The following is a 22,455-nucleotide window of genomic DNA, read 5'->3' as shown; positions in this document are numbered from 1 at the left end:
TAAGGGGATACCACTGTGCCACGTTCACTGAAGAAAGGTCCCTTCATTGACCTTCATCTGCTTAAGAAAGTGGAAGCTGCCCTGGATAAGAACGATAAGAAGCCAATCAAAACTTGGTCTCGTCGTTCAATGATTATTCCGGAAATGGTCGGTCTGACCATTGCTGTCCACAATGGTCGCCAGCATGTGCCGGTTTACATCTCTGAAGAGATGGTCGGTCACAAGCTTGGTGAATTTGCTGCAACTCGCACCTATCGCGGGCATGTAGCTGATAAGAAGGCCAAGCGCTAAGCCAGGAGGTTAAGATGGAAGTTGCCGCAAAACTGCGTGGAGCTAATCTGTCCGCTCAGAAGGCTCGCTTGGTCGCTGATCAGGTACGCGGGAAGAGCGTGACAGACGCTCTGAATATTCTGACCTTTAGCCCTAAAAAAGCGGCTGCACTGGTCAAAAAAGCGCTCGAATCCGCTATTGCGAATGCCGAGCATAATGAGAATGCGGATATCGACGAACTGCGTGTCTCTACCATCATGGTAGATGAGGGTTCCACCCTTAAGCGCATTAAGCCGCGCGCGAAAGGACGTGCTGACCGCATCCTGAAGCGTACTTGTCACATTACCGTGAAGGTAGCAGACCGGTAGGAGATCACCAGATGGGTCAGAAAGTACATCCGACTGGTATTCGGTTGGGCATCGTCAAAGACCATGCCTCCACCTGGTACGCCGACAGCGCTGACTACGCTGATCGACTGAACAATGACCTGCAAGTTCGTCGCTTCTTAGAAGCACGTCTAAAGCAGGCCGCGGTGAGCCGAATCCAGATCGAGCGTCCGGCTAATAATGCCCGGATCACGATTCACACTGCACGTCCCGGTATCGTTATCGGGAAAAAAGGCGAGGATGTTGATCGCCTGCGTAAAGAGATTACCGAGATGATGGGTGTGCCTGTGCACATCAACATTGAGGAAGTCCGCAAACCTGAACTGGATGCCGCTCTGGTTGCTCAGAGTGTCGCTGGTCAGCTGGAACGCCGTGTTATGTTCCGTCGCGCGATGAAGCGTGCGGTTCAGAACGCTATGCGTCTGGGTGCCAAAGGTATTCGTATCCAGGTTGGCGGCCGTTTGGGTGGTGCCGAGATCGCACGCACCGAGTGGTATCGCGAAGGTCGCGTGCCGCTGCATACACTGCGTGCCGACATCGACTATGCCACCGCTGAAGCTCACACCACCTATGGTGTAATCGGTGTGAAGGTCTGGATCTTCAAAGGCGAGATCCTGGGTGGCCTGGAAGAGGTGCGTAGCAAGGCTAAAAAAGCTGCTGCACCTAAGAAGAAAGGTTCCAAGTAAGGGGATAGTCGATGTTACAGCCCAAGCGTACAAAGTTCCGCAAGGTTCAAAAAGGCCGTAACCGCGGTCTGGCGAATCGCGGCAACAAGGTGAGCTTCGGCGAATTCGGTCTCAAAGCAACTGGCCGCGGTCGTATTACCGCGCGTCAGATTGAGGCCGCCCGTCGAACCATGACGCGTCATATCAAACGTGGCGGTAAGATCTGGATCCGGGTATTCCCGGACAAACCGATCACTGAAAAACCGCTGGAAGTCCGTATGGGTAAAGGTAAGGGTAACGTAGAGTATTGGGTTGCCCAGATCCAGCCCGGCAAGGTGCTTTACGAAGTAGAAGGCGTTTCAGAGCAGCTGGCTCGCGAAGCTTTCTCCCTGGCAGCGTCAAAACTGCCGGTCCCGACCACCTTTGTTAAACGGACGGTGATGTGATGAAAGTTCAAGAACTGCAAGACAAGTCTGTTGACGCGCTGAAAGAGCAGTTGCATGAGCTGCTGCGCGAACAGTTCCAGCTGCGCATGAAGAAGGCGACTGGCCAACTGGGTCAAAGCCACCTGCTCAAGCAGGTCCGTCGTGATGTGGCTCGCGTCAAGACTGTGCTGAACCAGAAGGCAGGTAACTAACATGGCCGAAGTCGAGAAGAATGTTCGTACCGTTACCGGCAAGGTGGTGAGCGACAAGATGGATAAGTCCATCACCGTAATGGTTGAGCGTCGTGTTGCTCACCCTATTTACGGTAAGTACGTACGCCGCTCCACTAAGCTGCACGCACACGATGAAGCGAACAACGCTCGTATGGGCGATACCGTGACCATCCAGGAATGCCGTCCGATGTCTAAGACCAAGGCCTGGAAACTGGTTGAAGTCGTTGAACGTGCCAGAGAAGTTTGACCGGCCCCTTTAACGGTGTGCAGGTTTAGGTTTGGAGACAAACGATGATTCAGACGCAATCAATGCTGGATGTTGCCGACAACAGCGGCGCGCGTCGCGTCATGTGCATCAAGGTGCTGGGCGGTTCACACCGCCGTTATGCCCGAGTCGGTGACATTATTAAAGTGACCGTCAAAGATGCCATACCGCGCGGTAAGGTAAAAAAAGGCCAGGTCCTCAAGGCTGTGGTCGTTCGTACCAAGGCGCCGGTTCGCCGCCCCGACGGCTCCGTCATTCGCTTCGATGGCAATGCTGCCGTCGTACTGGATGGTAAGGATGCTCCGATCGGTACCCGTATTTTCGGGCCGGTGACACGTGAACTGCGTGGCGACAAGTTCATGAAGATCATTTCCTTGGCGCCTGAAGTGCTGTAAGGAGCGAGGCCGGTTATGCGCAAGATCAAACGTGACGATGAAGTCATCGTCATTGCAGGTAAAGACAAAGGCAAGCGCGGCAATGTGAAGCGCGTGCTAAAGGACGGGCGTTTCGTCGTGTCCGGTGTGAATATGATTAAACGTCACACCCGTCCGAATCCCTACCTGGGGACCGCCGGCGGTATTATCGAGCGCGAAGCGCCGATTCACGCCTCTAATGTGGCCATCTTTAATAAAGAGACCAGCAAGGCGGACCGAGTAGGGTTCAAGGTCTTGGACGACGGTTCCAAGGTACGCATTTACAAGTCGACTCAATCTGAGATCGACGCCTAATCGAATCAGGTAGCAGCATGGCTAGATTGAAAGAGCTTTACCGGAACGAGGTTGCGGCCAAGCTGAAAGAAGAGCTGGGTCTCAAAAACGTGATGGAAGTGCCGCGCGTTACCAAAGTGACCCTGAACATGGGCCTTGGTGAAGCGCTTAGCGACAAGAAGCTGATCGAGAACGCCATCGCCGATCTGGAACAACTGAGCGGTCAGAAAGCGGTTGTCACGAAAGCACGTAAGTCCATCGCGGGCTTTAAGGTTCGTGAAGGCTGGCCGATCGGTTGTAAAGTCACTCTGCGCAGTGAGCGTATGTGGGACTTCATGGATCGTTTGGTGGACATCGCGATTCCGCGTATCCGTGATTTCCGTGGTCTGAACCCGAAATCCTTTGATGGCCGTGGGAACTACAGCATGGGTGTTCGTGAACAGATCATCTTCCCAGAGATCGAATATGATAAAATCGATCGTCTGCGTGGTCTGGACGTCACGATTACCACCACTGCCCGTAATAACGACGAAGGCCGTGCGCTGTTAAGCGCTCTGGGCTTCCCGTTCAAGAAGTAAGGGGAAGATCATGGCGAAAGTATCAATGGTTCAGCGTGAGCTGAAGCGCGCCAAGCTGGTTGACAAGTTCGCGGCAAAACGCGCTGAACTCAAAGCCATCATTGCAAGCCCTAATAGCTCAGAAGAAGAGCGTTGGGAAGCTCAGCTGAAGCTGCAGAAGCTGCCGCGTGATGCGAGCCCAGTCCGTCAGCGTAATCGTTGTCGAGTGACTGGCCGTCCGCACGGTTTCTATAACAAGTTCGGCCTGTCCCGCATCAAGCTGCGTGAGTCTGCTATGCGTGGCGAAGTGCCGGGTCTGCGCAAGTCCAGCTGGTAAGCGCGTACAGATCCAGGAGTGCTAAGCGAATGAGCATGCAAGACACGCTGGCGGATATGTTTACCCGTATCCGCAACGCACAGGCAGCCACCAAGGAAGCGGTTACCATGCCGTCTTCCAAGCAGAAGGTCGAGATTGCCCGTGTGCTTAAAGAAGAAGGTTATGTTGCCGATTATGCGGTATCCGGTGACGTTAAGCCTGAACTGACTATCACCCTTAAGTACTTTGAGGGTCGTCCGGTCATCGAGAAGATCGAACGCGTAAGCAAGCCGTCTTTACGCCAGTATCGTGGCAAAGGCAACTTGCCGAAGGTTGCTGACGGTCTGGGCGTTGCGATTGTCAGCACCTCTAAAGGGGTGATGTCTGATCGCGCCGCTCGCGCGGCCGGTGTCGGTGGCGAAGTCATCTGCACCGTATTCTAAGGGAGAGTGTAATGTCCCGCGTAGCGAAGAAACCGATTCAACTGCCGGCCGGCGTAGAGCTCAAGCTCGACGGTCAGCAGGTTACAGCAAAGGGTTCCAATGGAACCCTGAGCCTGACGGCTCACGAGCTGATCGAAGTTAAAGTGGAAGACAACACTGTGACTGTTGCTCCGCGTCATGATCGCGATGTGAAAGGTTGGGCTCTGGCCGGTACTACCCGTGCTCTGATCAATAACTTGGTAGTTGGTGTTTCCGAAGGCTTTACTCGGACGCTGCTGATTACTGGTGTTGGTTACCGTGCTCAGGCCAAGGGTAAGACCGTAAACCTTAACCTGGGCTTCTCCCATCCGGTGGACTATGAGTTGCCGGAAGGCGTGACCGCTGAGACCCCCAACAACACCACTGTCGTCATCAAAGGTGCCGACAAGCAAAAGGTGGGTCAGGTTGCTGCGGAGATCCGCAATTACCGCCGCCCCGAACCCTATAAGGGCAAGGGTATTCGGTACGACGATGAGCAGGTCCGTCGTAAAGAAGCCAAGAAGAAGTAAGGCAGGGTTATGAACGCGAAGAAAGAATCCCGTTTACGTCGTGCCCGCCGTGCCCGTGCCAAGATGAGGGAGATGGGTACGATTCGCCTTTGTGTGAACCGTACTCCGCGGCATATTTACGCGCAGATTATTTCCGCCGATGGCGGTCAAGTACTGGCCAGCGCTTCCACGCTGGATGGTACTCTGCGCAGCGGCACGACCGGCAATGTCGAGGCAGCCTCCAAAGTCGGTCAGCTGATTGCCGAGCGCGCCAAGGCCGCCGGCATTACCCGCGTAGCCTTCGATCGTTCTGGCTACAAGTATCATGGCCGAATCAAAGCGCTGGCTGATGCAGCGCGTGAAGGCGGTCTGGAATTCTAAAGGGTGTGACGATGGCGAATAACGAACAGAAAGGCGGCGATCTGCAAGAGAAGCTCGTGCAGGTAAACCGCGTCGCCAAAGTGGTCAAAGGTGGCCGTATTTTCGGTTTCACTGCCTTGACCGTCGTTGGCGATGGCAATGGTCGTATCGGTTTCGGTCGCGGTAAGGCACGTGAAGTGCCTGTCGCGATCCAGAAGGCGATGGAGCAGGCCCGTCGTAACATGGTTAAAGTTGAGCTCAATGGCAATACGCTGCAGTACCCGGTAAAAGCCCGTCATGGTGCTTCCCGTGTCTTCATGCAGCCAGCCTCTGAAGGTACAGGTATCATCGCCGGTGGCGCGATGCGTGCGGTACTGGAATTGGCCGGTGTGCAGAACGTACTGGCCAAATGCTATGGCTCTACCAACCCGGTCAACGTGGTGCGTGCTACCATCAATGGCCTGGCCAACATGAACTCGCCGGACGATATTGCTGCCAAGCGTGGCAAGTCCGTCGAAGACATTCTGGGGTAAGCAATCATGGCGAAGATCAAAGTGACTCTGGTCAAGAGCCCGATCGCAACTCAGCCGAAGCATAAGCTGAATGTGAAAGGTCTGGGCTTGCGCCGGATCGGCCACACGGTCGAGCTCGAAGATACCCCCGCCGTACGCGGCATGATCAATAAGGTCAGTTATCTGCTGCGCGTAGAGGGAGCATAATCATGCAACTGAATAACTTGAGCCCGGCTCCGGGCTCCAAGTCAGAAGCCAAGCGCCGCGGTCGCGGCATTGGTAGCGGCCTGGGTAAAACCGGTGGTCGTGGTCATAAAGGGCAGAAGTCCCGCTCTGGTGGTCGCGTTCGTCCAGGTTTTGAAGGCGGTCAAATGCCGCTGCAGCGTCGTCTGCCGAAGTTCGGTTTCACTTCTCGTCAAGCAGCATTTACCGAAGAAGTGCGCCTGAACGAAATCGCTAAAGTCGCCGGTGACGAAGTGACTCTGGAGACTTTGCAGGCAGCCAACATTCTGCGTGACGCGACTCGTTTCGTCCGTGTGATTTTGTCTGGCGAAATCAACCGTGCTGTCACGGTTCGTGGCCTGAAAGTGACTAAAGGTGCTCGTGCTGCAATTGAAGCAGCCGGCGGCAAAGTCGAAGACTGAGCGATATCGAGGATGCAATGGCAAAATCAGGGTCTATGCCAAGTAGCCAGGGTGGATTAAGCGAACTATGGGCGCGCTTGCGCTTTGTTCTGCTGGCCATTCTGGTATATCGGATCGGCGCACATGTGCCGGTACCGGGCATCAATCCTGACCAACTTGCTGCCATCTTTGAGCAGAACCGGGGCACCATCCTAGACATGTTTAACATGTTCTCGGGTGGTGCACTGGAAAACATGAGTATCCTGGCTCTCGGCATTATGCCGTACATCTCAGCCTCGATTATCATGCAGCTGTTCAGTGCAATCTCGCCTCAGCTTAAAGAGCTGAAAAAAGAAGGCGAGGCCGGTCGCCGCAAAATCAACCAGTACACACGGTACGGCACTGTGGTGTTGGCGCTGATTCAGGCGGCAGGTATGGCGGTAGGTCTGGCAGGACAGCCCGGAGTGGTCTATATGGCTAACTTCGGCTTTTACTTCGTGGCCGTGACAACTTTAGTCGCCGGCGCCGTCTTCCTGATGTGGCTGGGTGAGCAAATCACTGAGCGTGGGATCGGTAACGGGATCTCGCTATTGATCTTCTCAGGGATCGTAGCTGGTTTCCCCGGAGCTGTTGCTGGGTGGCTTGAGGTCGCGCGTAGCGAAGGCAGCTGGAACCTGCTGCCGTTGCTGATTATCGGTCTGCTGGGTATTGCGACGATTGCTTTCGTAGTCTTCATGGAACGCGGGCAACGTCGTATTACGGTGAATTATGCCAAGCGTCAGGTCGGTAACCAGGTTTATGCGGCTCAGTCCAATCATTTACCGCTGAAAGTGAATATGGCTGGGGTTATTCCGCCCATCTTTGCTTCGAGTATTCTGCTGTTCCCTGCCTCTATTGGGCAATGGTTCGGTAGCGCTGATGGATTGGATTGGTTGCAGGATCTGGCGCAATTACTTGCACCGGGTCAGCCGCTGTATATCTTGCTTTTCGCGGTGAGTGTTGTATTCTTCTGCTACTTCTATACAGCCCTCATGTTTGACCCCAAAGAAATTGCTGAGAACCTCAAGCGTTCTGGCGCATTTCTACCGGGTATCCGTCCGGGCAAGTATACGGCCGAGTATATTGATGGTGTCGTCACTAGACTCACCCTCTTTGGGGCCTTGTACATCACCGCTGTGTCATTGATGCCGCAGTTCCTCCAGATTGCTTGGAATGTGCCCTTCTATGTCGGTGGTACATCACTGTTAATCATTGTGGTGGTGGTCATGGATTTTATGGCGCAGGTCCAGTCGCATCTGATGTCGCATCAGTATCAGTCGCAAGCCCTGCTCAAGAAAGCCAACCTCAAGGGATATGGGCGTCGATAAGACTTTCCATCCCTGGGTAGTGGAGTAGACAATGAAAGTTCGCGCATCTGTTAAGAAGATCTGCCGTAACTGCAAGATCATTCGTCGTCGTGGTGCCGTTCGTGTGATTTGTAGCGAACCGCGTCACAAACAGCGCCAGGGTTAATCCTGGACTGGACCGCGAAGGTTTAAGGAACCCCTTGATATTTATGATGTCAAGGGGTATCCTTTCGCGCCTTTCGTGGACGTAAAAACTGGAGCGACGTTGCTAACCCTCAATTGGTTAAAGCGCGTTTGCTGAGAATCGGAGTAAGCTGAATGGCTCGTATTGCCGGCGTCAACATTCCGGATAACAAGCATGCAGTGATTTCTCTGACTTACATCTTCGGTGTTGGTCGGACCACTGCAAAGACAATCTGTGCCGCTACTGGCACAGCTGAAACCACTCTGATCAAAGAGCTGTCCGAGCAACAACTCGACGCTCTGCGTGCAGAAGTAGGTAAGCTGACAGTTGAAGGCGACCTGCGTCGTGAGCGTACCCTGAACATCAAACGCTTGATGGATCTGGGTTGCTACCGCGGTCTGCGTCACCGTCGTAGCCTGCCGCTGCGCGGTCAGCGTACTAAGACAAATGCCCGTACCCGTAAGGGTCCGCGCAAACCCATTCGTAAATAAGCTGCTCAGGTGGGCCTGAGGCATTAGGGTCCATCGGCAGGCTATATATTCAGGATACAGGATACTATGGCTAACCCGCGTACTCGTAAGAAGGTTAAAAAGACGGTTGTGGATGGCATTGCGCACATCCATGCCTCTTTTAACAATACGATCATTACGATCACTGACCGCCAGGGCAATACCCTGTCTTGGGCTACTGCCGGTGGTTCGGGTTTTCGTGGTTCTCGTAAGAGCACCCCGTTCGCGGCCCAAGTGGCAAGTGAACGTGCCGCAACTGCGGCAGCCGAGTATGGTCTGAAGAACGTCGACGTTATGGTTAAGGGCCCTGGTCCGGGCCGTGAATCTGCTGTTCGCGCTCTGAACGCCGTAGGCTTCAAGGTTACTAACATCACCGATGTGACCCCGATTCCTCACAACGGTTGCCGTCCGCCGAAGAAACGCCGCGTATAAGGAGACAGATTCATGGCTCGTTATTTAGGTCCTAAGTGTAAACTCTCACGTCGTGAGGGGACTGACCTCTTCCTCAAGAGCGGTGTGACGCCCTTCGATAAGAAGTGCAAATCAGAAACCGTTCCGGGACAACACGGTCAGCGTCGTGGCCGTCTTTCAGACTACGGCTTACAGTTGCGTGAAAAGCAGAAAGTCCGTCGTATTTACGGCGTTCTGGAAAAGCAATTCCGCAGCTACTACAAAGAAGCAGCCCGCCGTAAAGGCGCTACAGGTGAAAACCTGTTGCAGCTTCTCGAGTGTCGTTTGGATAACGTCGTTTATCGCATGGGCTTCGGTTCCACTCGTGCCGAGGCGCGTCAGCTGGTCAGCCATAAAGCGCTGACTGTAAATGGTCGTGTCGTTAACATTGCGTCTTATCAGGTTAAGCCTGAAGACGTAGTCGCGATCCGTGAGAAAGCCAAAGAGCAGCTGCGTATCAAGCAGGCGCTGGAACTGGCTTCTCAGCGTGCCGACGTGTCTTGGGTCGACGTTGACAGCAAGAAGATGGAAGGTGTGTTCAAGGCCGTGCCTGAGCGCAGTGATCTGTCTGCCGACATCAACGAAAACCTGATCGTCGAGCTGTACTCCAAGTAATTCTTAGAGTATCCGTTTGGCAGCCAAGTAGGTGTAAATATGCAGCGTTCAGTGACAGAGTTTCTCCGCCCGCGCGATATTCAGGTTGAGACCATCAGCCCGACGCGAGCGAAGATCGTTCTCGAACCGTTTGAGCGGGGTTTTGGTCATACCCTGGGGAATGCTCTGCGTCGCATTCTGCTCTCTTCAATGCCCGGTTGTGCAATCGTCGAGGCAGAAATCGATGGTGTGCTCCATGAGTACAGCGCGGTTGAAGGAGTGCAGGAAGACGTCATCGAGATTCTGCTCAACCTTAAAGAAGTCGCTATCCGGATGCATGGTCGCGACGAAGCTGTGCTGACGCTGCACAAGCAGGGCCCGGGTGTCGTCACAGCCGGTGATATCCAGGTCGATCACGACATCGAAGTCGTGAATCCTGATCTGGTTATTGCTCATGTGAATGAGGGTTCCGAGCTGAAGATGCAGCTGAAAGTACAGACTGGGCGAGGCTATGTTCCCGCTGATGCCCGTTTGAGCGATGAAGACGAATCGCGTCCGATTGGTCGACTTCAGCTAGATGCAACTTTCAGTCCGGTTCGCCGGGTCGCCTACAACGTCGAGGCAGCACGTGTAGAGCAACGTACTGACCTGGATAAACTGGTTCTGGATCTGGAAACTGATGGCACTTTGGACCCGGAAGAGTCCATTCGCCGTGCAGCGACCATTCTTCAGGAACAGCTGGCTGCGTTCGTCGATTTAGAAGCCGACAAACAACAGGAGCCGGAAGAGGAAGAAGATCAAATTGATCCTATTCTCCTGCGTCCGGTAGACGATCTTGAATTGACCGTCCGTTCAGCGAACTGCCTGAAAGCTGAGAACATCTATTACATTGGTGATCTCATTCAGCGCACAGAAGTTGAGCTGCTGAAGACACCGAACCTGGGTAAGAAGTCCCTGACCGAGATCAAGGACGTTCTGGCCGCCCGTGGTCTGTCTCTCGGCATGCGTCTTGAGAACTGGCCGCCGGCCAGCCTGAAGAACGACGACAAGGCTTCTGCCTGACGTCAATTCGAGCCCCTTAAGGTTTGGTAAGGAACTGGAACTATGCGTCATCGCAAAAGTGGTCGCCACTTAAACCGTACCAGCTCCCACCGTCGTGCCATGTTCAAAAACATGAGCGTGTCGCTGGTTGAGCATGAAATTATCAAGACAACTTTGCCTAAAGCTAAAGAGCTGCGTCGTGTTATTGAGCCGCTGATTACTTTAGCTAAAGAAGATACTGTTGCTAACCGTCGTCTGGCCTTTGCTCGCACTGGCTCTAAAGAGGCTGTTGGTAAACTGTTCTCTGATCTGGGCAAGCGTTTCGCCACTCGTCCGGGCGGTTACGTTCGGATCATGAAGTGCGGCTACCGCGCTGGTGATAACGCCCCGATGGCTTATGTTGAGCTGGTTGATCGTCCGGAAGTTTCCGAAGACGAATAAACTGCTGAGCAGTCTATAGCTATCACGACCGGCCCCTGTTTCAGGGGCCGGTTTTTTTGCTGATTTCTTTGAGCTGACGCTCTCTCTGAGAGCTTGTGCTCACCGATCTCTTGGCCAGTAAAAAGCCCCCAGTGAACACTGGGGGCTTTGTTCGTTGATCACGTCGGCTCAGTTCTCAGTTCTCAAACAAACCATCAACTCAGCATCGGTTTGAGAAAGTGACCCGTATGTGAAGCTTCAACGTCGCACAAGGCTTCAGGCGTTCCTGTGGCGACAATAGTACCGCCGCCATCCCCCCCTTCTGGACCGAGATCAATCAGCCAGTCAGCTGTTTTGATCACATCGAGATTATGTTCGATGACGACGATGGTATTGCCTTGGTCTCTGAGTCGATGGAGTACCGCCAGCAGCTGTCGAATATCTTCGAAATGAAGCCCTGTTGTGGGCTCATCTAAGATATACAGTGTCTTCCCAGTATCGCGCTTGGAAAGCTCGCGCGCGAGCTTAACCCTTTGCGCTTCGCCCCCAGAGAGGGTGGTCGCACTTTGCCCCAGACGGATATACGATAAGCCGACGTCGATCAGTGTTTGTAAACGCCGTTCGATAGCGGGCACCGCAGAGAAGAATTCATGAGCTTCCTCAATCGTCATCTCCAGCACTTCATGGATGTTCTTGCCTTTGTAAAGGACTTCCAGTGTTTCCCGGTTATAACGTTTACCCTGGCAGACATCGCATGGGACATAGATATCCGGTAGGAAGTGCATCTCGACTTTGATCAGCCCGTCGCCTTGGCAGGCTTCGCAGCGGCCCCCTTTGACATTAAAACTGAATCGGCCCGGTTTGTAGCCGCGAGAGCGAGCCTCTTGAGTCCCGGCAAATAGTTCGCGGATCGGTGTGAATATTCCCGCATAGGTGGCCGGATTCGAACGCGGCGTACGACCAATCGGGCTCTGATCAATATCGATGACTTTATCCAGCAAATCTAAGCCTTCTATGCCATCACAAGGTTCTGGCGTGAGGCTGGTGGCTCCATTGAGTTCAGTCGCCGCATGGGGATAAAGGGTGCCGTTAATCAACGTTGATTTGCCTGAGCCTGAGACCCCTGTAATGCAGGTCATGAGCCCGACTGGCAAATTGACATCGACACCTTTAAGGTTGTGTCCAGTTGCATTCTTCAGGGTTAAAAAGCCTTTTTCCGCACTATGGCGGAAAGCCGGCACTTCAATTTGACGACGTCCCGACAGATACTGACCGGTTAAAGAGTCGGGGTGATCAATGATCGCCTGAGGGACGCCTTCGGCCACAACTCGTCCTCCATGAACCCCGGCGCCTGGGCCGATATCAATGACGTGGTCGGCGGTCCTGATGGCATCTTCATCATGCTCGACGACAATGACGGTATTCCCCAGATCGCGTAGCCGTGTCAGGGTGGCCAGCAAGCGGTCATTGTCCCGCTGATGTAGCCCAATTGAAGGCTCATCCAAAATGTACATGACACCGACCAAGCCGGCACCAATCTGGCTAGCTAGACGAATTCGTTGAGCTTCGCCTCCTGAGAGGGTTTCAGCGCTGCGGTTCAGGGTGAGGTATTCGAGGCCGACATTGACCAGAAAGCCAAGCCGCTCTTGGATCTCATGAAGAATCTTGTCGGCGACTTTGCCTTTATATCCGTCTAGTTTCAGTTGGCCAAAATAGTCATAAGCCTGGCCAATGGGTTTAGCGGTGACGGCGGGTAAGGCCAAATCACCGACAAACACATGACGAGATTCTTCACGCAGTCGTGTGCCATGACAGCTGGGGCAGGCCTGTGTTGAGAGTTGTCGCGCGAGCTCTTCACGTAAACTTTGGGATTCGGTTTCTCGGTAGCGCCGTTCTAGGTTGGGAACAACGCCCTCAAAAGGGTGTGACTTAACGACTTTACGGCCGCGATCGCTGTTATAGGTGAATTCCAGTGGCTGCTTGCCGCTGCCAAAGAGAATCAGTTTGCGAATATCCTCTGGAAGTTCTCCCCAAGGGGTCTCCAAGCTGAAATCGAGTTGTGCAGCAATTTGTTTGAGCAGGTTGAAATAATAGAGGCTGCGTCGATCCCAACCGAGGATAGCGCCTTCGGCCAGTGATAGTTCGTTATCGCGCACCAGCTTTTCGGGGTCAAAGAATTGGCGTACCCCGAGCCCATCGCAGGCGGAGCAAGCCCCAGCAGGGTTATTGAACGAGAACATTCGTGGCTCAAGCTCAGAGACTGCATAGCCACAGTGAGGGCAGGCATAGCGTGAAGAAAACAACCAGTCCTCACGGTCTTCATCCATAAACCCTACTAGCACGACGCCTTCTGTTAGACTGAGTGCGGTTTCGAAGGATTCTGCCAATCTCAGCTGCTGATCATCACGGACTTTCAATCGGTCGACGATCACTTCGATCGTGTGCTTACGTTTTTTATCTAATGTCGGTGCTTCGTCGAGCTCCACCATTCGCCCATCAATCCGTGCGCGAATAAACCCTTGGGCCCGTAAATCGGCGATGAGGTTTAAGTGCTCTCCTTTACGATCGCGAATCACCGGCGCTAACACCATGACCTTGCTGCCTTCCGGTAGACTCATGACTTGATCGACCATTTGGCTGACCGTCATCGCCTCCAGTTCAACATCATGATGAGGGCAGCGAGGTGTCCCTGCTCGCGCATAGAGCAAACGGAGATAATCGTAAACTTCGGTAATGGTACCGACAGTCGAACGAGGGTTGTGGGAGGTTGATTTTTGCTCAATAGAAATCGCCGGAGATAGACCTTCGATATGGTCAACATCAGGCTTTTCCATCATGGAGAGAAACTGGCGAGCATAAGCCGAGAGTGATTCAACATAACGGCGTTGACCCTCTGCATACAGAGTATCAAATGCCAGGGAAGACTTGCCGGAGCCAGACAGGCCCGTGATTACGACTAATTTATCACGGGGGATCTCCAGCGAGACGTCTTTGAGATTGTGGGTTCTTGCTCCACGGACCAAAATCTTGTCCAGTGCCACGTCACACCTCATGTCGGAGAGTTAGATAGGCTATATGAGGGCGCTATGCGCAGGCTCCAATGCCCCGGCAGCATTCTCTCACTAAGCACTCAATCCACTATTATGCGGTGGCGAGGCCCCGAACCGCAAAAACAACTGCGATATATCGGCACAGATCGATTCAAGAGCGGCATTGATGATGCTGTCAGTGAGATAATATTGAATGATTTTAGCGCAAGGAATAAAACGACAGCGGTGGTGTCAGAGCCCTTGGCTGAGTAAAATAGAAGGCTTTCCATTTTTCCACTAACGGGTCCCATCATGACGCGTGACGCTTTTTCTATGCTCGAACTGAGGGCCATCAGTGGGCTCGCGGGCCTTTACGGACTGCGTATGCTGGGTCTGTTTATGGTCTTGCCCGTACTCGCCTTATTGCTAGCGCCAATGCCCGATGCGACCCCGGCTCGAATTGGTATCGCTGTGGGCGTCTATGGCTTGACCCAGGCGGTATTACAAGTGCCTTTTGGTTGGCTGTCTGACCGGTTTGGCCGCAAGCCCATGATTATTCTTGGGCTCTTGCTGTTCGCCCTGGGAAGCTTTGTGGCCGCCGGTGCTGAAACGCTGACTCAGGTGATCGCAGGCCGGGCCTTGCAAGGTGCGGGTGCTGTGGCCAGTGTGTTGATGGCACTGCTAGCGGATCTTACTCGTGAAGAGCGACGTACCCAGGCGATGGCCACCGTCGGTATGAGCATCGGATTGGCGTTTATGGTCGCGATGGCCACAGGGCCTTGGTTGGCTGACCGCATTGGCCTATCAGGCTTATTCCTGTTAACGGCAGGGCTTTCATTGGCCGGTATTCTGGTTGTACTTTTTTGGGTACCCAAGCCTGGGCGACGGCTATCTGATCCGGGCGTTGGGATGCAAAAGGGACAGTTTTTGCAGGTGTTAAAAGATGGTCAGCTCCTGCGCCTTGATCTATCGATCTTTACTTTACATATGTTACTGACGGCCAGTTTTATCGCCGTACCGGGCATGTTAAAACAGCAGGGTTGGGCATTGTCAGAACACGGCCTTTTATACTTGGCGACGATGGGACTCGGGTTTTTTGCGATGGTGCCGCTTATTATCGTGGCCGAGAAAAAGCAAAAGATGAAACCCATTCTTTTGCTGGTGATTGCGTTATTAGGGATCGCCGTTTTAGGAATGGGCGTCAAAGCCAGTCACTGGTGGCTACCTGCTTGGTTGTGGCTGTTCTTTCTTGCTTTTAATGTGTTGGAAGCCAGTTTGCCTTCGTTAATCAGCAAGCAAGCGCCTGTTGAGTTCAAAGGCTCCGCTATGGGGGTTTACTCCAGTGCTCAGTTCTTAGGGGCTTTTGTGGGCGGTATGCTCGGCGGTGCTTTGATGTCGCATTGGGGCGCCTCTGGTTTGCTGGAAGCGCTGGCCGCTTGCACGGCCCTGTGGTGGTTAATCATGTTGAGTATGCGCAAACCACGGCATCTCTCGAGTCATATGTTATCTCTGAATGAAATACCCCAGACGGTGCCAACCGACGTCATTGTGGCGCGGTTGATGGCCGTCCGGGGGGTAGAAGACGTCATGGTGCAACAAGAACCCGCTGTGGCGTGGTTGAAAGTCGACCGTAGCCTGCTGGACGAAGAAGCGCTCAATGGCTTTCTTAGCGACCCAGGCGCTAGCCCCAGCATCGCCTGAACAGGCGTAGATATTGCCGCAGACGGCGGCCCAAGACACCCTATTAAAGGCGGGAGAAATTAAAATGGCTTCACGTGGTATCAATAAAGTGATTTTGGTCGGTAATGTCGGCCAGGACCCTGAGATCCGCTTTACTCAGAATCAGCAGCCGGTGGCCAACATGACGCTGGCGACGAATGAACAGTGGAACGACCGCCAGACCGGGCAAAAACAAGAGCGCACCGAATGGCATCGTCTGGTTGTATTTGGTCGCCTGGCCGAAGTGGTTCAGAACTATGTCAAAAAAGGCCAGCAGATCTATGTTGAAGGGAAACTACAAACCCGAAAATGGCAAGATCAGCAAGGCCAAGACAAATACACCACGGAAATTGTGGTGAACGAAATGCAAATGCTGGGCGGTCGTGGTGACGCAGCCCCTGCCTATGGCAACGCCGGTCAATCACAGCCTGCCCCGCAACAAAACTACGGCCAGCAGAGTGGCGGTTATGGGCAACCTCAGGGCGGTAACCCCTATGGTGGTGGTCAACCTGGTGGTGGTCAACAAGCCGCACCGCAGCACAACTATGGACAGCCTCAACAAGCCGCTCCGCAACAGCCGGTTCCCCAGCAACCTGCGCCACAGCAACCGGCTCCTCAACAGTCTGCTCCTCAACCGGCTGTTCCCCAACAACAAGCACCTCAGCAAGCTGCTTACGGTCAACCTCAACCGCAGTCACCGGCTCAAACGGGGGGTGGCCAGCAACCACAGAACCGTCCGCCTCAGCCGGGTTATGGCGCGCCGGATAGCTTCAATGACTTTGATGACGACATTCCGTTCTGATACCTGCGGTATGTTCTGATGGCTGAAAACCCTGGCGCTTGCTGGGGTTTTTTTATTGTGTCCTCTTGGTGTGTCAGGGTTATGCTAGTCGTTTCTAGAGAGCGGTCATTGAGGGCGTTGTGATGTCGAATCACTTGTCCATTCGGGCTTACAGTCGTCAGCGTCACGGTCATACGCATACGTTTCATCAGTTGGTGTTGCCTTTGCGAGGGGTGATTGAGATTGAGCTGATGGGGTATACCGGCAAGGTGGCGCCGGGGGAGTGTGTGGTGATTCCTCGGGGGGTTATGCATCACTTTACGGCCAATGAAGAGGCCCGTTTCGTTGTCGCGGATATGGAGACATTACCTCAGCACCTAGAAGTGGCCGCTTCGCCGGTGTTGTCGATCAGTCGGCCGCTGGAGCGTTATCTGGTATTCATTGAAGCCCAGTTAGAGCATCAAGTGAATCCCGCGTTGGAAGCGGCGATGTTTGAGACTTTTAGCCGGTTACTGGCGGAACAGCGATGGCAGCCTCAGGTGGATCCCAGAATTCGTCAGGTGTTGATGTATATTGATGAGCATTTGATGGATAAATTATCGCTGCCTGATTTAGCTCAGATCGCTTTCCTGAGTGAAACGCAGTTAAAAAAACTCTTCCGAGTTCAATTAGGTATGACGCTGATGCAGTACATCACTCAGTTGCGTATGGAGAAGGCACGAGCGTTGTTGCAGCACACCGATTACGCTGTTCAGCGTGTGGCTGAATTGGTCGGGTATACGGATGTTTCGGCTTTTAGTCGGCGTTTTTCTCAGCATTTTGGTCTGACGCCGAGGCAGTTTAGTCATTAATCTGCGTCTGATCAGACAATAAGAGCGTCTTTTCAGCACAGACATGAGGCTATTCATTCGTACAATAGAAAGCTGACTTCGACTGTACGATGGATCAACCAATGACACAGCAACATCTGGTTTTAAAAGGGGTCTTGGCGATTATTGTGTCGAGCTTTCTCTGGGGCACAACCGGCACGGCTGCCAGTTTCGCACCGGATATCAGTGCTCTCGCAATAGGTGCCTTTGCGATGGGCGGTGGCGGGGTCTTATTGGTACTGCATGCGCGTAGAACTTTATGGCTCGATCGTGCCATTTTATGGGCGAATCCCGCTTATTTATGGGCCGGTGGGCTTTCTGTTGCGATTTATCCTTTGGCTTTTTATAGCTCGATGCGATTGTCTGGTGTGGCGGTGGGGACTGTTGTCTCGATTGCCAGTGCGCCTTTATTTACGGTCATTCTTGAGTGTCTGATCAGCAAAAAGAGGTTGTCCCTGCGATGGTGTGTCAGCTTTGCGATTGCGGCTGTCGGCATCACTTTACTGGCGTTCAGCCAGCATCAAGGCACGGTGTTGCTGACGGGGGCCTCTGAGCGTACTTTGGGTGTGTTGCTAGGGCTCATGGCCGGTCTGAGTTATGCCACTTATTCCTGGGCGGCGAAACATATGATTGAGCAGGGCGTTCATTCTCGCTCTGCGATGTCGAGTATGTTTGGCTTAGCGGCCTTGGTGCTATTGCCGTCGCTGAGTTTGACCGGAGACCACTTATTGGCTTCTCCCGTGAATATCAGTGTGGCGCTTTATATGGCGATTGTGCCGATGTTTTTAGGTTATGTGGGATTCAGTTATGGTTTACGCCATATTGAGGCCAGCAAAGCGACGTTATTGACGCTGATTGAGCCTGTTGTCGCCATGTTACTGGCTGTTGTCATCGTAGGGGAGCGTTTTCAGTGGATCGGTTGGCTGGGGATGGGGCTGATTTTGCTGGGGCTGATGTTGCAAATGGTGCCTCTCCCTGTCTTCAGAAAGTCAAAAGCTCGTTTGCCTGAAGCGCCTTCGGTATCCTCATCTGCAATGGATTGAGGCGGGTTGAGAAAGGTTGGGTCCTGATCCGCCTCTGCATAACAATAGTCATCAATAAGCTCGCATACTCTGCGGGCTTTTTTGATTGTGTTTTTTTGACGGTGAAGCTTTTTGATTCCCGAGCTTTTTATCGAAGTGCTTCTTATGACAGCGCTTATTATCAAAGTACTTGTTATCAAAGTGTTTTTTATCGAAGGGCTATGCCGTTCTATCTGTTATGCATTCTGGCGGTCGTTCAGCTCGTGCTTCACAAGTAAAGCTTGTTTATTCTTTATTTGAATTAGCTTATTCTTCATTTGTTATTACGTTGGAGGGTGTGGTGACACGCGCTCTTGCGATTTCACGAGGAGGCCGTCATGTCTTATGCCATTGATATCCAGGTTCAGCCTGAGGTGAAGCCATTTTTTGATCCGCAAACGCATACGTTCAGTTATGTCGTTAAAGATCCTTTTAGTAAGGCCTGTGCTGTGATTGATAGTGTGTTAGATCTGGACTATGCCGCGGGACGTACCGCAACACACCATGCTGATACCATCGCGACTTATATCGAGCAGCAGCAGTTGAGTGTTGATTGGATTATTGAGACCCATGTTCATGCCGATCACCTTTCTGCGGCGCCCTATCTGAAAGCGCGCCTAGGAGGAAAAACAGGGATTGGTCATCGCATTACCCAGGTTCAGCATACGTTTGCCGATGTGTTTAACGAGGATGAATATTTTGCGCGGGATGGCCGCCAGTTTGATCACCTATTTGCGGATGGTGAAACCTATTATGTGGGTGATATGGCTTGCCTTGCGCTCTCAACACCTGGGCATACGCCTGCCTGTATGGCTCATGTGATGGGCAATGCGGCTTTTGTCGGGGATACGTTGTTCATGCCTGATGCAGGCTCAGCCCGTGCCGACTTCCCCGGAGGCGATGCCGGTGAACTCTATGACAGCATTCAGAAGATCCTGGATCTACCTGATGAGATGCGGCTATTCATGTGCCATGACTATGCGCCTGGAGATCGTGATTTTTGCTATGAAACCACGGTTGCAGAAGAGAAGCGTAGTAATATTCATGTTGGCCAGGGACAAACGCGCGCTTCTTTTATTGCAATGAGGGAGGCGCGCGATGCGACGCTGGGGATGCCTCAATTGATACTGCCTGCTTTGCAGGTCAATATGCGCGCCGGAGCGATGCCCACTGATGCTTCAGGGCGGACGATGTTAAAAATTCCACTCAATCGGCTCTAATTGGGTGGCGTAATGGGCGTTGAGCGCAACAGAATGATGCCGACTCAATTATGTTGATGTAAGAGGTGGTTTTGAATCTCAGTCGTTATTTACCTGTACTGAAATGGGGTCGGCATTATTCCCGTCAATATTTATTAGGGGATGTCAGCGCTGCCATTATGGTCATTCTGGTGCTGATACCTCAGGCCTTGGCCTATGCGTTGTTGGCCGGGTTACCTGCTGAAGTTGGGTTATATGCCGCATTGTTACCGGCGGTGTTATATGCCCTCTTGGGCACCAGCCCGGTGTTGGCTGTCGGCCCTGTGGCGATTGTATCGTTAATGACCGCCTCTGCGATTGGGCAGTTTGCCGCGCCGGACCCGCAGGCGCTCGCTCTGACGCTGGCGCTGCTCTCTGGGGTTTGTTTGCTGTTGATGGGGTTGCTGCGCCTAGGCGCCTTGATCAATTTTTTGTCTTATCCCGTTTTGGCCGGATTTACCAGTGCTTCAAGCTTGTTGATTGCAGCCAATCAGTTGCCTGCTTTGGTGGGAATGTCGAGCCAGGGGCATACGTTTCCTGCGCTGGTGATGTCATTGTGGCAGCAGGGTACGGATTGGCAGCCCGCCACCGCGACACTTGGTGGAGCGACACTTGTCGGGCTATGGAGCATTCGCCGATATGGCGCCGCAGGCTTGTCCCGTTGTGGGGTCTCATCGCGCCGAGCCGGACTGATCGTGAAGCTGGCGCCGGCCCTGGCCGTAATCGTCGGCGTTCTCTGTGTCAAAAGCGGTTTGATGCCTTCGGTGGCTTTGGTGGGGGCGATTCCTGACCCGCTGCCGACGCTGACATTACCGCCTTTAAGCTGGCCTTTATTGCAACAGCTCTGGATGCCCGCCTTTTTGATTGCCGTTATTGGCTTTATCAGTGCGATTGCGGTGGCTCAAACGCTGGCTATGAAACAGCGCCAACGCGTTGATCCCGACCAAGAGCTGATCGCGTTGGGTGTGGCGAATATTGGGGCTTCGTTTTCCGGTGGTTATCCCGTGTCGGGCTCTTTGGCACGTTCGGCGGTGAATTATGAAGTTGGTGCGCAAACTGCTGCCGCTGGTGCTTTTACCGCGCTGGGTCTTGTGTTGGGATTGTTGGTGCTCACGCCCTGGTTGGCATTTTTACCTAAAACGGTCTTGGCGGCGACAATCATTGTGGCGGTGCTCTCGTTGGTTGATGTCAAAATGCTGATCACCAGCTGGCATTTTGCACGAGATGACTTTATTGCGGTGGCGGCCACTTTTTCTTTAACCCTCTTGTTTGGTTTAGAGGCGGGGATCGTAACGGGCGCGGCTTTATCCATTGGCTTGTTTCTCTGGCATACCGCGCGCCCGCATATTGCTGAAGTGGGTCGGGTACCTGGGACACAACATTTTCGCAATCGCTATCGCTACCGGGTGCAAACCGACCCGACAATTGTGATGCTGCGCCCAGATGAAAGCTTATATTTTGCGAATGCGCGTTTTTTAGAACAGCACCTCTATGATCGGGTGGTGGGCGACGCCCAGCTTCGCCATGTTGTCCTGTTGTGCTCAGCGGTCAATGATATTGATTTGAGTGCATTGAATTCTCTAGCGGCAATGAATCTACGGTTGAAGGATTTGGGCATGCAGTTGCATTTGGCTGAAGTCAAAGGGCCAGTGATGTCCCGCCTCAAGCGTAGCGATTTGCTGGATGTCCTGAGTGGCCAAGTTTTTCTCTCGGCCTTTGAAGCGATGAGCCACTTAGCCTCTCAGCCATTTGATGATCATGATCAGAGCCGCTCATGCTGAGTGGCTCATGAGTGCTTATTGAGCGCTTGCCGGTGTCTCTAAGAACTGAAAGATATCGCGGAACATTTGATCATGCAGCGCTTTACGATCAACGTCATCGCCATCAAGGCAGATAATGCCATCGCCGGGGATCTCTTGATTGAGGCGCGCTTTAGCGCCAGGTTTGCACACCTGCACAAAACTAAAATGAGTGGCCCCGGGAATCACACGATATTGCTGGTAGCGACTGGTGATATGCTCGGCGAGATAACCTGACTCCATTGTCTGTGGCAGTTCATTGATATCAATGCCTGCCGCGAGGATTAACACGGGCGTATGGATCTGGCTCAGGCTCTCAGGGCTAAAGCTACGCGCCATTCCCAAATCTAATGACACTACGCGCTTGATTCTCGCATCATGCAGGTCATGTGATTCGGGCGCTTGAGGCTGGGCGGTGGTCAGCCCCAATTCGGCCCCCAAACCACAAGGGTTCGCTTGATGGATGGCTTGGCAATCATTCAGAAAATGGGCTCGATCAAATTGTGCACCCGCCAGTTGTAACACTGTCCATCCGCCTAATGAATGGCCAATCGCACTAATTTGGTCCGGGTCAATATGACCGGCAAACTGTTGCATGAGATGGTCTAGCAGGTGGGAAATATCTTGTGGCCTTGCCCACCACTGTGCCGCCTGTGACGGTTGAGTATTAAACGTTGTGGTGCCTGGATGATTGACGGCCGCCACAATCCAGCCACGGGCAGCCAGTCGGCCTGCCAGCCAATTTAAATTGCGCCAATTGCCCCGATAGCCATGGGAGAGCAAAGCGACCGGATGCTGTCCTGCCGCGATGGGCGCATCATTCAACACGGGGATGCCCTTGAATACGGGGTTATCCCCTAAGATTTCCGTTGGCACTGTCTTTGATCCACGGGAGGAGGCGGGATACCAGATCACCGTTTCTAGGGGGCGTGCTTGTGCAACATCAAAGGTGGTTTGCTGAACGCCTACTTGTCCGGCCTGGGCAACGCCCATGATAAGCATCCATAGACAGAGCGCGGACATCAGCTTTGGGATGAGCTGTGGTCGAGTGAAGAGTGGCATGCGTTATTCGTCCTATCGGTTGAGCATGGTGCCATTGAATCCCTCTGGGTGAGCAAACGACTTA

Annotated in this window: 31 protein-coding genes; 29 read left to right on the top strand and 2 right to left on the bottom strand. The window is 53.2% G+C overall.

The window, feature by feature from the left end:
- The first annotated feature begins 15 nt into the window (after window positions 1-15).
- The 23 genes from rpsS to rplQ all read left to right on the top strand — a co-directional run bounded on the left by rpsS (window position 16) and on the right by rplQ (window position 10,854).
- Window positions 16-291 (top strand): 30S ribosomal protein S19, encoded by a 276-nt coding sequence (rpsS, locus tag BFW38_RS15065; RefSeq protein ID WP_068999636.1) that lies wholly within the window; start codon window positions 16-18, stop codon window positions 289-291.
- Between the two features lie 14 nt (window positions 292-305).
- The gene (gene rplV, locus BFW38_RS15060; protein WP_068999635.1) at window positions 306-638 is read left to right on the top strand and encodes a 50S ribosomal protein L22; all 333 of its coding nucleotides are present in this window, start codon (window positions 306-308) and stop codon (window positions 636-638) included.
- A gap of 11 nt (window positions 639-649) precedes the next feature.
- Complete coding sequence (gene rpsC / locus BFW38_RS15055; RefSeq protein WP_068999634.1) at window positions 650-1,342, top strand: 30S ribosomal protein S3; 693 nt, start codon at window positions 650-652, stop codon at window positions 1,340-1,342.
- A gap of 11 nt (window positions 1,343-1,353) precedes the next feature.
- Window positions 1,354-1,767 (top strand): 50S ribosomal protein L16, encoded by a 414-nt coding sequence (gene rplP / locus BFW38_RS15050; protein WP_068999633.1) that lies wholly within the window; start codon window positions 1,354-1,356, stop codon window positions 1,765-1,767.
- Complete coding sequence (gene rpmC / locus BFW38_RS15045) at window positions 1,767-1,958, top strand: 50S ribosomal protein L29 (protein ID WP_068999632.1); 192 nt, start codon at window positions 1,767-1,769, stop codon at window positions 1,956-1,958. The genes rplP and rpmC overlap by 1 nt, the downstream gene beginning before the upstream one ends.
- Window position 1,959: 1 nt before the next feature.
- Window positions 1,960-2,226, top strand: a complete 267-nt coding sequence (gene rpsQ / locus BFW38_RS15040; RefSeq protein ID WP_068999631.1) for a 30S ribosomal protein S17 — start codon at window positions 1,960-1,962, stop codon at window positions 2,224-2,226.
- Between the two features lie 44 nt (window positions 2,227-2,270).
- The gene (gene rplN, locus BFW38_RS15035) at window positions 2,271-2,639 is read left to right on the top strand and encodes a 50S ribosomal protein L14 (protein WP_068999630.1); all 369 of its coding nucleotides are present in this window, start codon (window positions 2,271-2,273) and stop codon (window positions 2,637-2,639) included.
- A 15-nt stretch (window positions 2,640-2,654) separates the two neighbouring features.
- The gene (rplX, locus tag BFW38_RS15030; RefSeq protein WP_068999629.1) at window positions 2,655-2,972 is read left to right on the top strand and encodes a 50S ribosomal protein L24; all 318 of its coding nucleotides are present in this window, start codon (window positions 2,655-2,657) and stop codon (window positions 2,970-2,972) included.
- 17 nt (window positions 2,973-2,989) lie between these two features.
- The gene (gene rplE / locus BFW38_RS15025; protein WP_068999628.1) at window positions 2,990-3,529 is read left to right on the top strand and encodes a 50S ribosomal protein L5; all 540 of its coding nucleotides are present in this window, start codon (window positions 2,990-2,992) and stop codon (window positions 3,527-3,529) included.
- 10 nt (window positions 3,530-3,539) lie between these two features.
- Window positions 3,540-3,845, top strand: coding sequence for a 30S ribosomal protein S14 (gene rpsN / locus BFW38_RS15020; RefSeq protein WP_068999627.1), 306 nt, complete (start codon window positions 3,540-3,542; stop codon window positions 3,843-3,845).
- 29 nt (window positions 3,846-3,874) lie between these two features.
- Window positions 3,875-4,267 (top strand): 30S ribosomal protein S8, encoded by a 393-nt coding sequence (rpsH, locus tag BFW38_RS15015; RefSeq protein WP_068999626.1) that lies wholly within the window; start codon window positions 3,875-3,877, stop codon window positions 4,265-4,267.
- A gap of 11 nt (window positions 4,268-4,278) precedes the next feature.
- On the top strand, window positions 4,279-4,815 hold the full coding sequence (gene rplF / locus BFW38_RS15010; protein ID WP_068999625.1) for a 50S ribosomal protein L6: 537 nt from the start codon (window positions 4,279-4,281) through the stop codon (window positions 4,813-4,815).
- Between the two features lie 9 nt (window positions 4,816-4,824).
- Window positions 4,825-5,175, top strand: coding sequence for a 50S ribosomal protein L18 (gene rplR / locus BFW38_RS15005; protein ID WP_068999624.1), 351 nt, complete (start codon window positions 4,825-4,827; stop codon window positions 5,173-5,175).
- 11 nt (window positions 5,176-5,186) lie between these two features.
- A complete protein-coding gene (gene rpsE / locus BFW38_RS15000) occupies window positions 5,187-5,687 on the top strand; it encodes a 30S ribosomal protein S5 (RefSeq protein WP_068999623.1) in 501 nt (166 codons plus the stop codon).
- Window positions 5,688-5,690: 3 nt separating this feature from the next.
- Window positions 5,691-5,873, top strand: a complete 183-nt coding sequence (gene rpmD, locus BFW38_RS14995) for a 50S ribosomal protein L30 (protein WP_218186492.1) — start codon at window positions 5,691-5,693, stop codon at window positions 5,871-5,873.
- Window positions 5,874-5,875: 2 nt separating this feature from the next.
- Complete coding sequence (rplO, locus tag BFW38_RS14990; protein WP_068999621.1) at window positions 5,876-6,310, top strand: 50S ribosomal protein L15; 435 nt, start codon at window positions 5,876-5,878, stop codon at window positions 6,308-6,310.
- Between the two features lie 17 nt (window positions 6,311-6,327).
- Window positions 6,328-7,656: a preprotein translocase subunit SecY gene (gene secY, locus BFW38_RS14985; protein WP_068999620.1), complete on the top strand. Its 1,329-nt coding sequence runs from the start codon at window positions 6,328-6,330 to the stop codon at window positions 7,654-7,656.
- A gap of 31 nt (window positions 7,657-7,687) precedes the next feature.
- Complete coding sequence (gene rpmJ / locus BFW38_RS17770; protein WP_084004691.1) at window positions 7,688-7,801, top strand: 50S ribosomal protein L36; 114 nt, start codon at window positions 7,688-7,690, stop codon at window positions 7,799-7,801.
- A 152-nt stretch (window positions 7,802-7,953) separates the two neighbouring features.
- On the top strand, window positions 7,954-8,310 hold the full coding sequence (rpsM, locus tag BFW38_RS14980) for a 30S ribosomal protein S13 (RefSeq protein WP_068999619.1): 357 nt from the start codon (window positions 7,954-7,956) through the stop codon (window positions 8,308-8,310).
- A gap of 66 nt (window positions 8,311-8,376) precedes the next feature.
- Window positions 8,377-8,760, top strand: coding sequence for a 30S ribosomal protein S11 (gene rpsK / locus BFW38_RS14975; RefSeq protein ID WP_068999618.1), 384 nt, complete (start codon window positions 8,377-8,379; stop codon window positions 8,758-8,760).
- A 12-nt stretch (window positions 8,761-8,772) separates the two neighbouring features.
- Window positions 8,773-9,393, top strand: a complete 621-nt coding sequence (rpsD, locus tag BFW38_RS14970; RefSeq protein ID WP_068999617.1) for a 30S ribosomal protein S4 — start codon at window positions 8,773-8,775, stop codon at window positions 9,391-9,393.
- 39 nt (window positions 9,394-9,432) lie between these two features.
- Window positions 9,433-10,434: a DNA-directed RNA polymerase subunit alpha gene (locus BFW38_RS14965; RefSeq protein ID WP_068999616.1), complete on the top strand. Its 1,002-nt coding sequence runs from the start codon at window positions 9,433-9,435 to the stop codon at window positions 10,432-10,434.
- Window positions 10,435-10,476: 42 nt separating this feature from the next.
- The gene (rplQ, locus tag BFW38_RS14960; RefSeq protein ID WP_068999615.1) at window positions 10,477-10,854 is read left to right on the top strand and encodes a 50S ribosomal protein L17; all 378 of its coding nucleotides are present in this window, start codon (window positions 10,477-10,479) and stop codon (window positions 10,852-10,854) included.
- Window positions 10,855-11,048: 194 nt separating this feature from the next.
- Here rplQ and uvrA read toward each other — a convergent pair whose 3' ends face one another.
- Window positions 11,049-13,868, bottom strand: a complete 2,820-nt coding sequence (gene uvrA / locus BFW38_RS14955) for an excinuclease ABC subunit UvrA (protein ID WP_069000528.1) — start codon at window positions 13,866-13,868, stop codon at window positions 11,049-11,051.
- Window positions 13,869-14,174: 306 nt separating this feature from the next.
- Here uvrA and BFW38_RS14945 point away from each other — a divergent pair, with 306 nt between their 5' ends.
- From BFW38_RS14945 to BFW38_RS14920, 6 genes are all read left to right on the top strand, one after another.
- On the top strand, window positions 14,175-15,563 hold the full coding sequence (locus tag BFW38_RS14945) for an MFS transporter (protein WP_068999613.1): 1,389 nt from the start codon (window positions 14,175-14,177) through the stop codon (window positions 15,561-15,563).
- A 64-nt stretch (window positions 15,564-15,627) separates the two neighbouring features.
- The gene (locus BFW38_RS14940; RefSeq protein ID WP_068999612.1) at window positions 15,628-16,383 is read left to right on the top strand and encodes a single-stranded DNA-binding protein; all 756 of its coding nucleotides are present in this window, start codon (window positions 15,628-15,630) and stop codon (window positions 16,381-16,383) included.
- A 122-nt stretch (window positions 16,384-16,505) separates the two neighbouring features.
- Window positions 16,506-17,213, top strand: coding sequence for an AraC family transcriptional regulator (locus tag BFW38_RS14935; protein ID WP_068999611.1), 708 nt, complete (start codon window positions 16,506-16,508; stop codon window positions 17,211-17,213).
- A gap of 101 nt (window positions 17,214-17,314) precedes the next feature.
- On the top strand, window positions 17,315-18,274 hold the full coding sequence (locus BFW38_RS14930; protein ID WP_084004690.1) for a DMT family transporter: 960 nt from the start codon (window positions 17,315-17,317) through the stop codon (window positions 18,272-18,274).
- A 356-nt stretch (window positions 18,275-18,630) separates the two neighbouring features.
- Complete coding sequence (locus BFW38_RS14925; RefSeq protein ID WP_068999609.1) at window positions 18,631-19,512, top strand: MBL fold metallo-hydrolase; 882 nt, start codon at window positions 18,631-18,633, stop codon at window positions 19,510-19,512.
- Window positions 19,513-19,583: 71 nt separating this feature from the next.
- Complete coding sequence (locus BFW38_RS14920) at window positions 19,584-21,311, top strand: SulP family inorganic anion transporter (RefSeq protein WP_218186436.1); 1,728 nt, start codon at window positions 19,584-19,586, stop codon at window positions 21,309-21,311.
- Window positions 21,312-21,326: 15 nt separating this feature from the next.
- On the opposite strand, the gene BFW38_RS14915 is transcribed toward BFW38_RS14920, so the two are convergent.
- Entirely contained in the window at window positions 21,327-22,322 is a 996-nt protein-coding gene (locus tag BFW38_RS14915; protein WP_218186435.1) for an alpha/beta hydrolase family protein, read from the bottom strand.
- Between the last annotated feature and the right edge of the window lie 133 nt (window positions 22,323-22,455).

Source organism: Terasakiispira papahanaumokuakeensis, from assembly GCF_001709345.1.
In the GTDB taxonomy this organism is placed as follows: Bacteria; Pseudomonadota; Gammaproteobacteria; order Pseudomonadales; family Halomonadaceae; genus Terasakiispira; species Terasakiispira papahanaumokuakeensis.
Note: the sequence above shows the minus strand (reverse complement) of the source record. Positions and strands in the feature narration are given on the sequence as shown.

What these genes read in the sequence shown, in the direction of transcription:
- rplV (WP_068999635.1), top strand. Translation starts at nt 306, where the DNA reads ATGGAAGTTGCCGCAAAACTGCGTGGAGCTAATCTGTCCGCTCAGAAG.
- rpsC (WP_068999634.1), top strand. Translation starts at nt 650, where the DNA reads ATGGGTCAGAAAGTACATCCGACTGGTATTCGGTTGGGCATCGTCAAA.
- rplP (WP_068999633.1), top strand. Translation starts at nt 1,354, where the DNA reads ATGTTACAGCCCAAGCGTACAAAGTTCCGCAAGGTTCAAAAAGGCCGT.
- rpmC (WP_068999632.1), top strand. Translation starts at nt 1,767, where the DNA reads ATGAAAGTTCAAGAACTGCAAGACAAGTCTGTTGACGCGCTGAAAGAG.
- rpsQ (WP_068999631.1), top strand. Translation starts at nt 1,960, where the DNA reads ATGGCCGAAGTCGAGAAGAATGTTCGTACCGTTACCGGCAAGGTGGTG.
- rplN (WP_068999630.1), top strand. Translation starts at nt 2,271, where the DNA reads ATGATTCAGACGCAATCAATGCTGGATGTTGCCGACAACAGCGGCGCG.
- rplX (WP_068999629.1), top strand. Translation starts at nt 2,655, where the DNA reads ATGCGCAAGATCAAACGTGACGATGAAGTCATCGTCATTGCAGGTAAA.
- rplE (WP_068999628.1), top strand. Translation starts at nt 2,990, where the DNA reads ATGGCTAGATTGAAAGAGCTTTACCGGAACGAGGTTGCGGCCAAGCTG.
- rpsN (WP_068999627.1), top strand. Translation starts at nt 3,540, where the DNA reads ATGGCGAAAGTATCAATGGTTCAGCGTGAGCTGAAGCGCGCCAAGCTG.
- rpsH (WP_068999626.1), top strand. Translation starts at nt 3,875, where the DNA reads ATGAGCATGCAAGACACGCTGGCGGATATGTTTACCCGTATCCGCAAC.
- rplF (WP_068999625.1), top strand. Translation starts at nt 4,279, where the DNA reads ATGTCCCGCGTAGCGAAGAAACCGATTCAACTGCCGGCCGGCGTAGAG.
- rplR (WP_068999624.1), top strand. Translation starts at nt 4,825, where the DNA reads ATGAACGCGAAGAAAGAATCCCGTTTACGTCGTGCCCGCCGTGCCCGT.
- rpsE (WP_068999623.1), top strand. Translation starts at nt 5,187, where the DNA reads ATGGCGAATAACGAACAGAAAGGCGGCGATCTGCAAGAGAAGCTCGTG.
- rplO (WP_068999621.1), top strand. Translation starts at nt 5,876, where the DNA reads ATGCAACTGAATAACTTGAGCCCGGCTCCGGGCTCCAAGTCAGAAGCC.
- secY (WP_068999620.1), top strand. Translation starts at nt 6,328, where the DNA reads ATGGCAAAATCAGGGTCTATGCCAAGTAGCCAGGGTGGATTAAGCGAA.
- rpmJ (WP_084004691.1), top strand. Translation starts at nt 7,688, where the DNA reads ATGAAAGTTCGCGCATCTGTTAAGAAGATCTGCCGTAACTGCAAGATC.
- rpsM (WP_068999619.1), top strand. Translation starts at nt 7,954, where the DNA reads ATGGCTCGTATTGCCGGCGTCAACATTCCGGATAACAAGCATGCAGTG.
- rpsK (WP_068999618.1), top strand. Translation starts at nt 8,377, where the DNA reads ATGGCTAACCCGCGTACTCGTAAGAAGGTTAAAAAGACGGTTGTGGAT.
- rpsD (WP_068999617.1), top strand. Translation starts at nt 8,773, where the DNA reads ATGGCTCGTTATTTAGGTCCTAAGTGTAAACTCTCACGTCGTGAGGGG.
- BFW38_RS14965 (WP_068999616.1), top strand. Translation starts at nt 9,433, where the DNA reads ATGCAGCGTTCAGTGACAGAGTTTCTCCGCCCGCGCGATATTCAGGTT.
- rplQ (WP_068999615.1), top strand. Translation starts at nt 10,477, where the DNA reads ATGCGTCATCGCAAAAGTGGTCGCCACTTAAACCGTACCAGCTCCCAC.
- BFW38_RS14945 (WP_068999613.1), top strand. Translation starts at nt 14,175, where the DNA reads ATGACGCGTGACGCTTTTTCTATGCTCGAACTGAGGGCCATCAGTGGG.
- BFW38_RS14940 (WP_068999612.1), top strand. Translation starts at nt 15,628, where the DNA reads ATGGCTTCACGTGGTATCAATAAAGTGATTTTGGTCGGTAATGTCGGC.
- BFW38_RS14935 (WP_068999611.1), top strand. Translation starts at nt 16,506, where the DNA reads ATGTCGAATCACTTGTCCATTCGGGCTTACAGTCGTCAGCGTCACGGT.
- BFW38_RS14930 (WP_084004690.1), top strand. Translation starts at nt 17,315, where the DNA reads ATGACACAGCAACATCTGGTTTTAAAAGGGGTCTTGGCGATTATTGTG.
- BFW38_RS14925 (WP_068999609.1), top strand. Translation starts at nt 18,631, where the DNA reads ATGTCTTATGCCATTGATATCCAGGTTCAGCCTGAGGTGAAGCCATTT.
- BFW38_RS14915 (WP_218186435.1), bottom strand. Translation starts at nt 22,322, where the DNA reads ATGGGCGTTGCCCAGGCCGGACAAGTAGGCGTTCAGCAAACCACCTTT.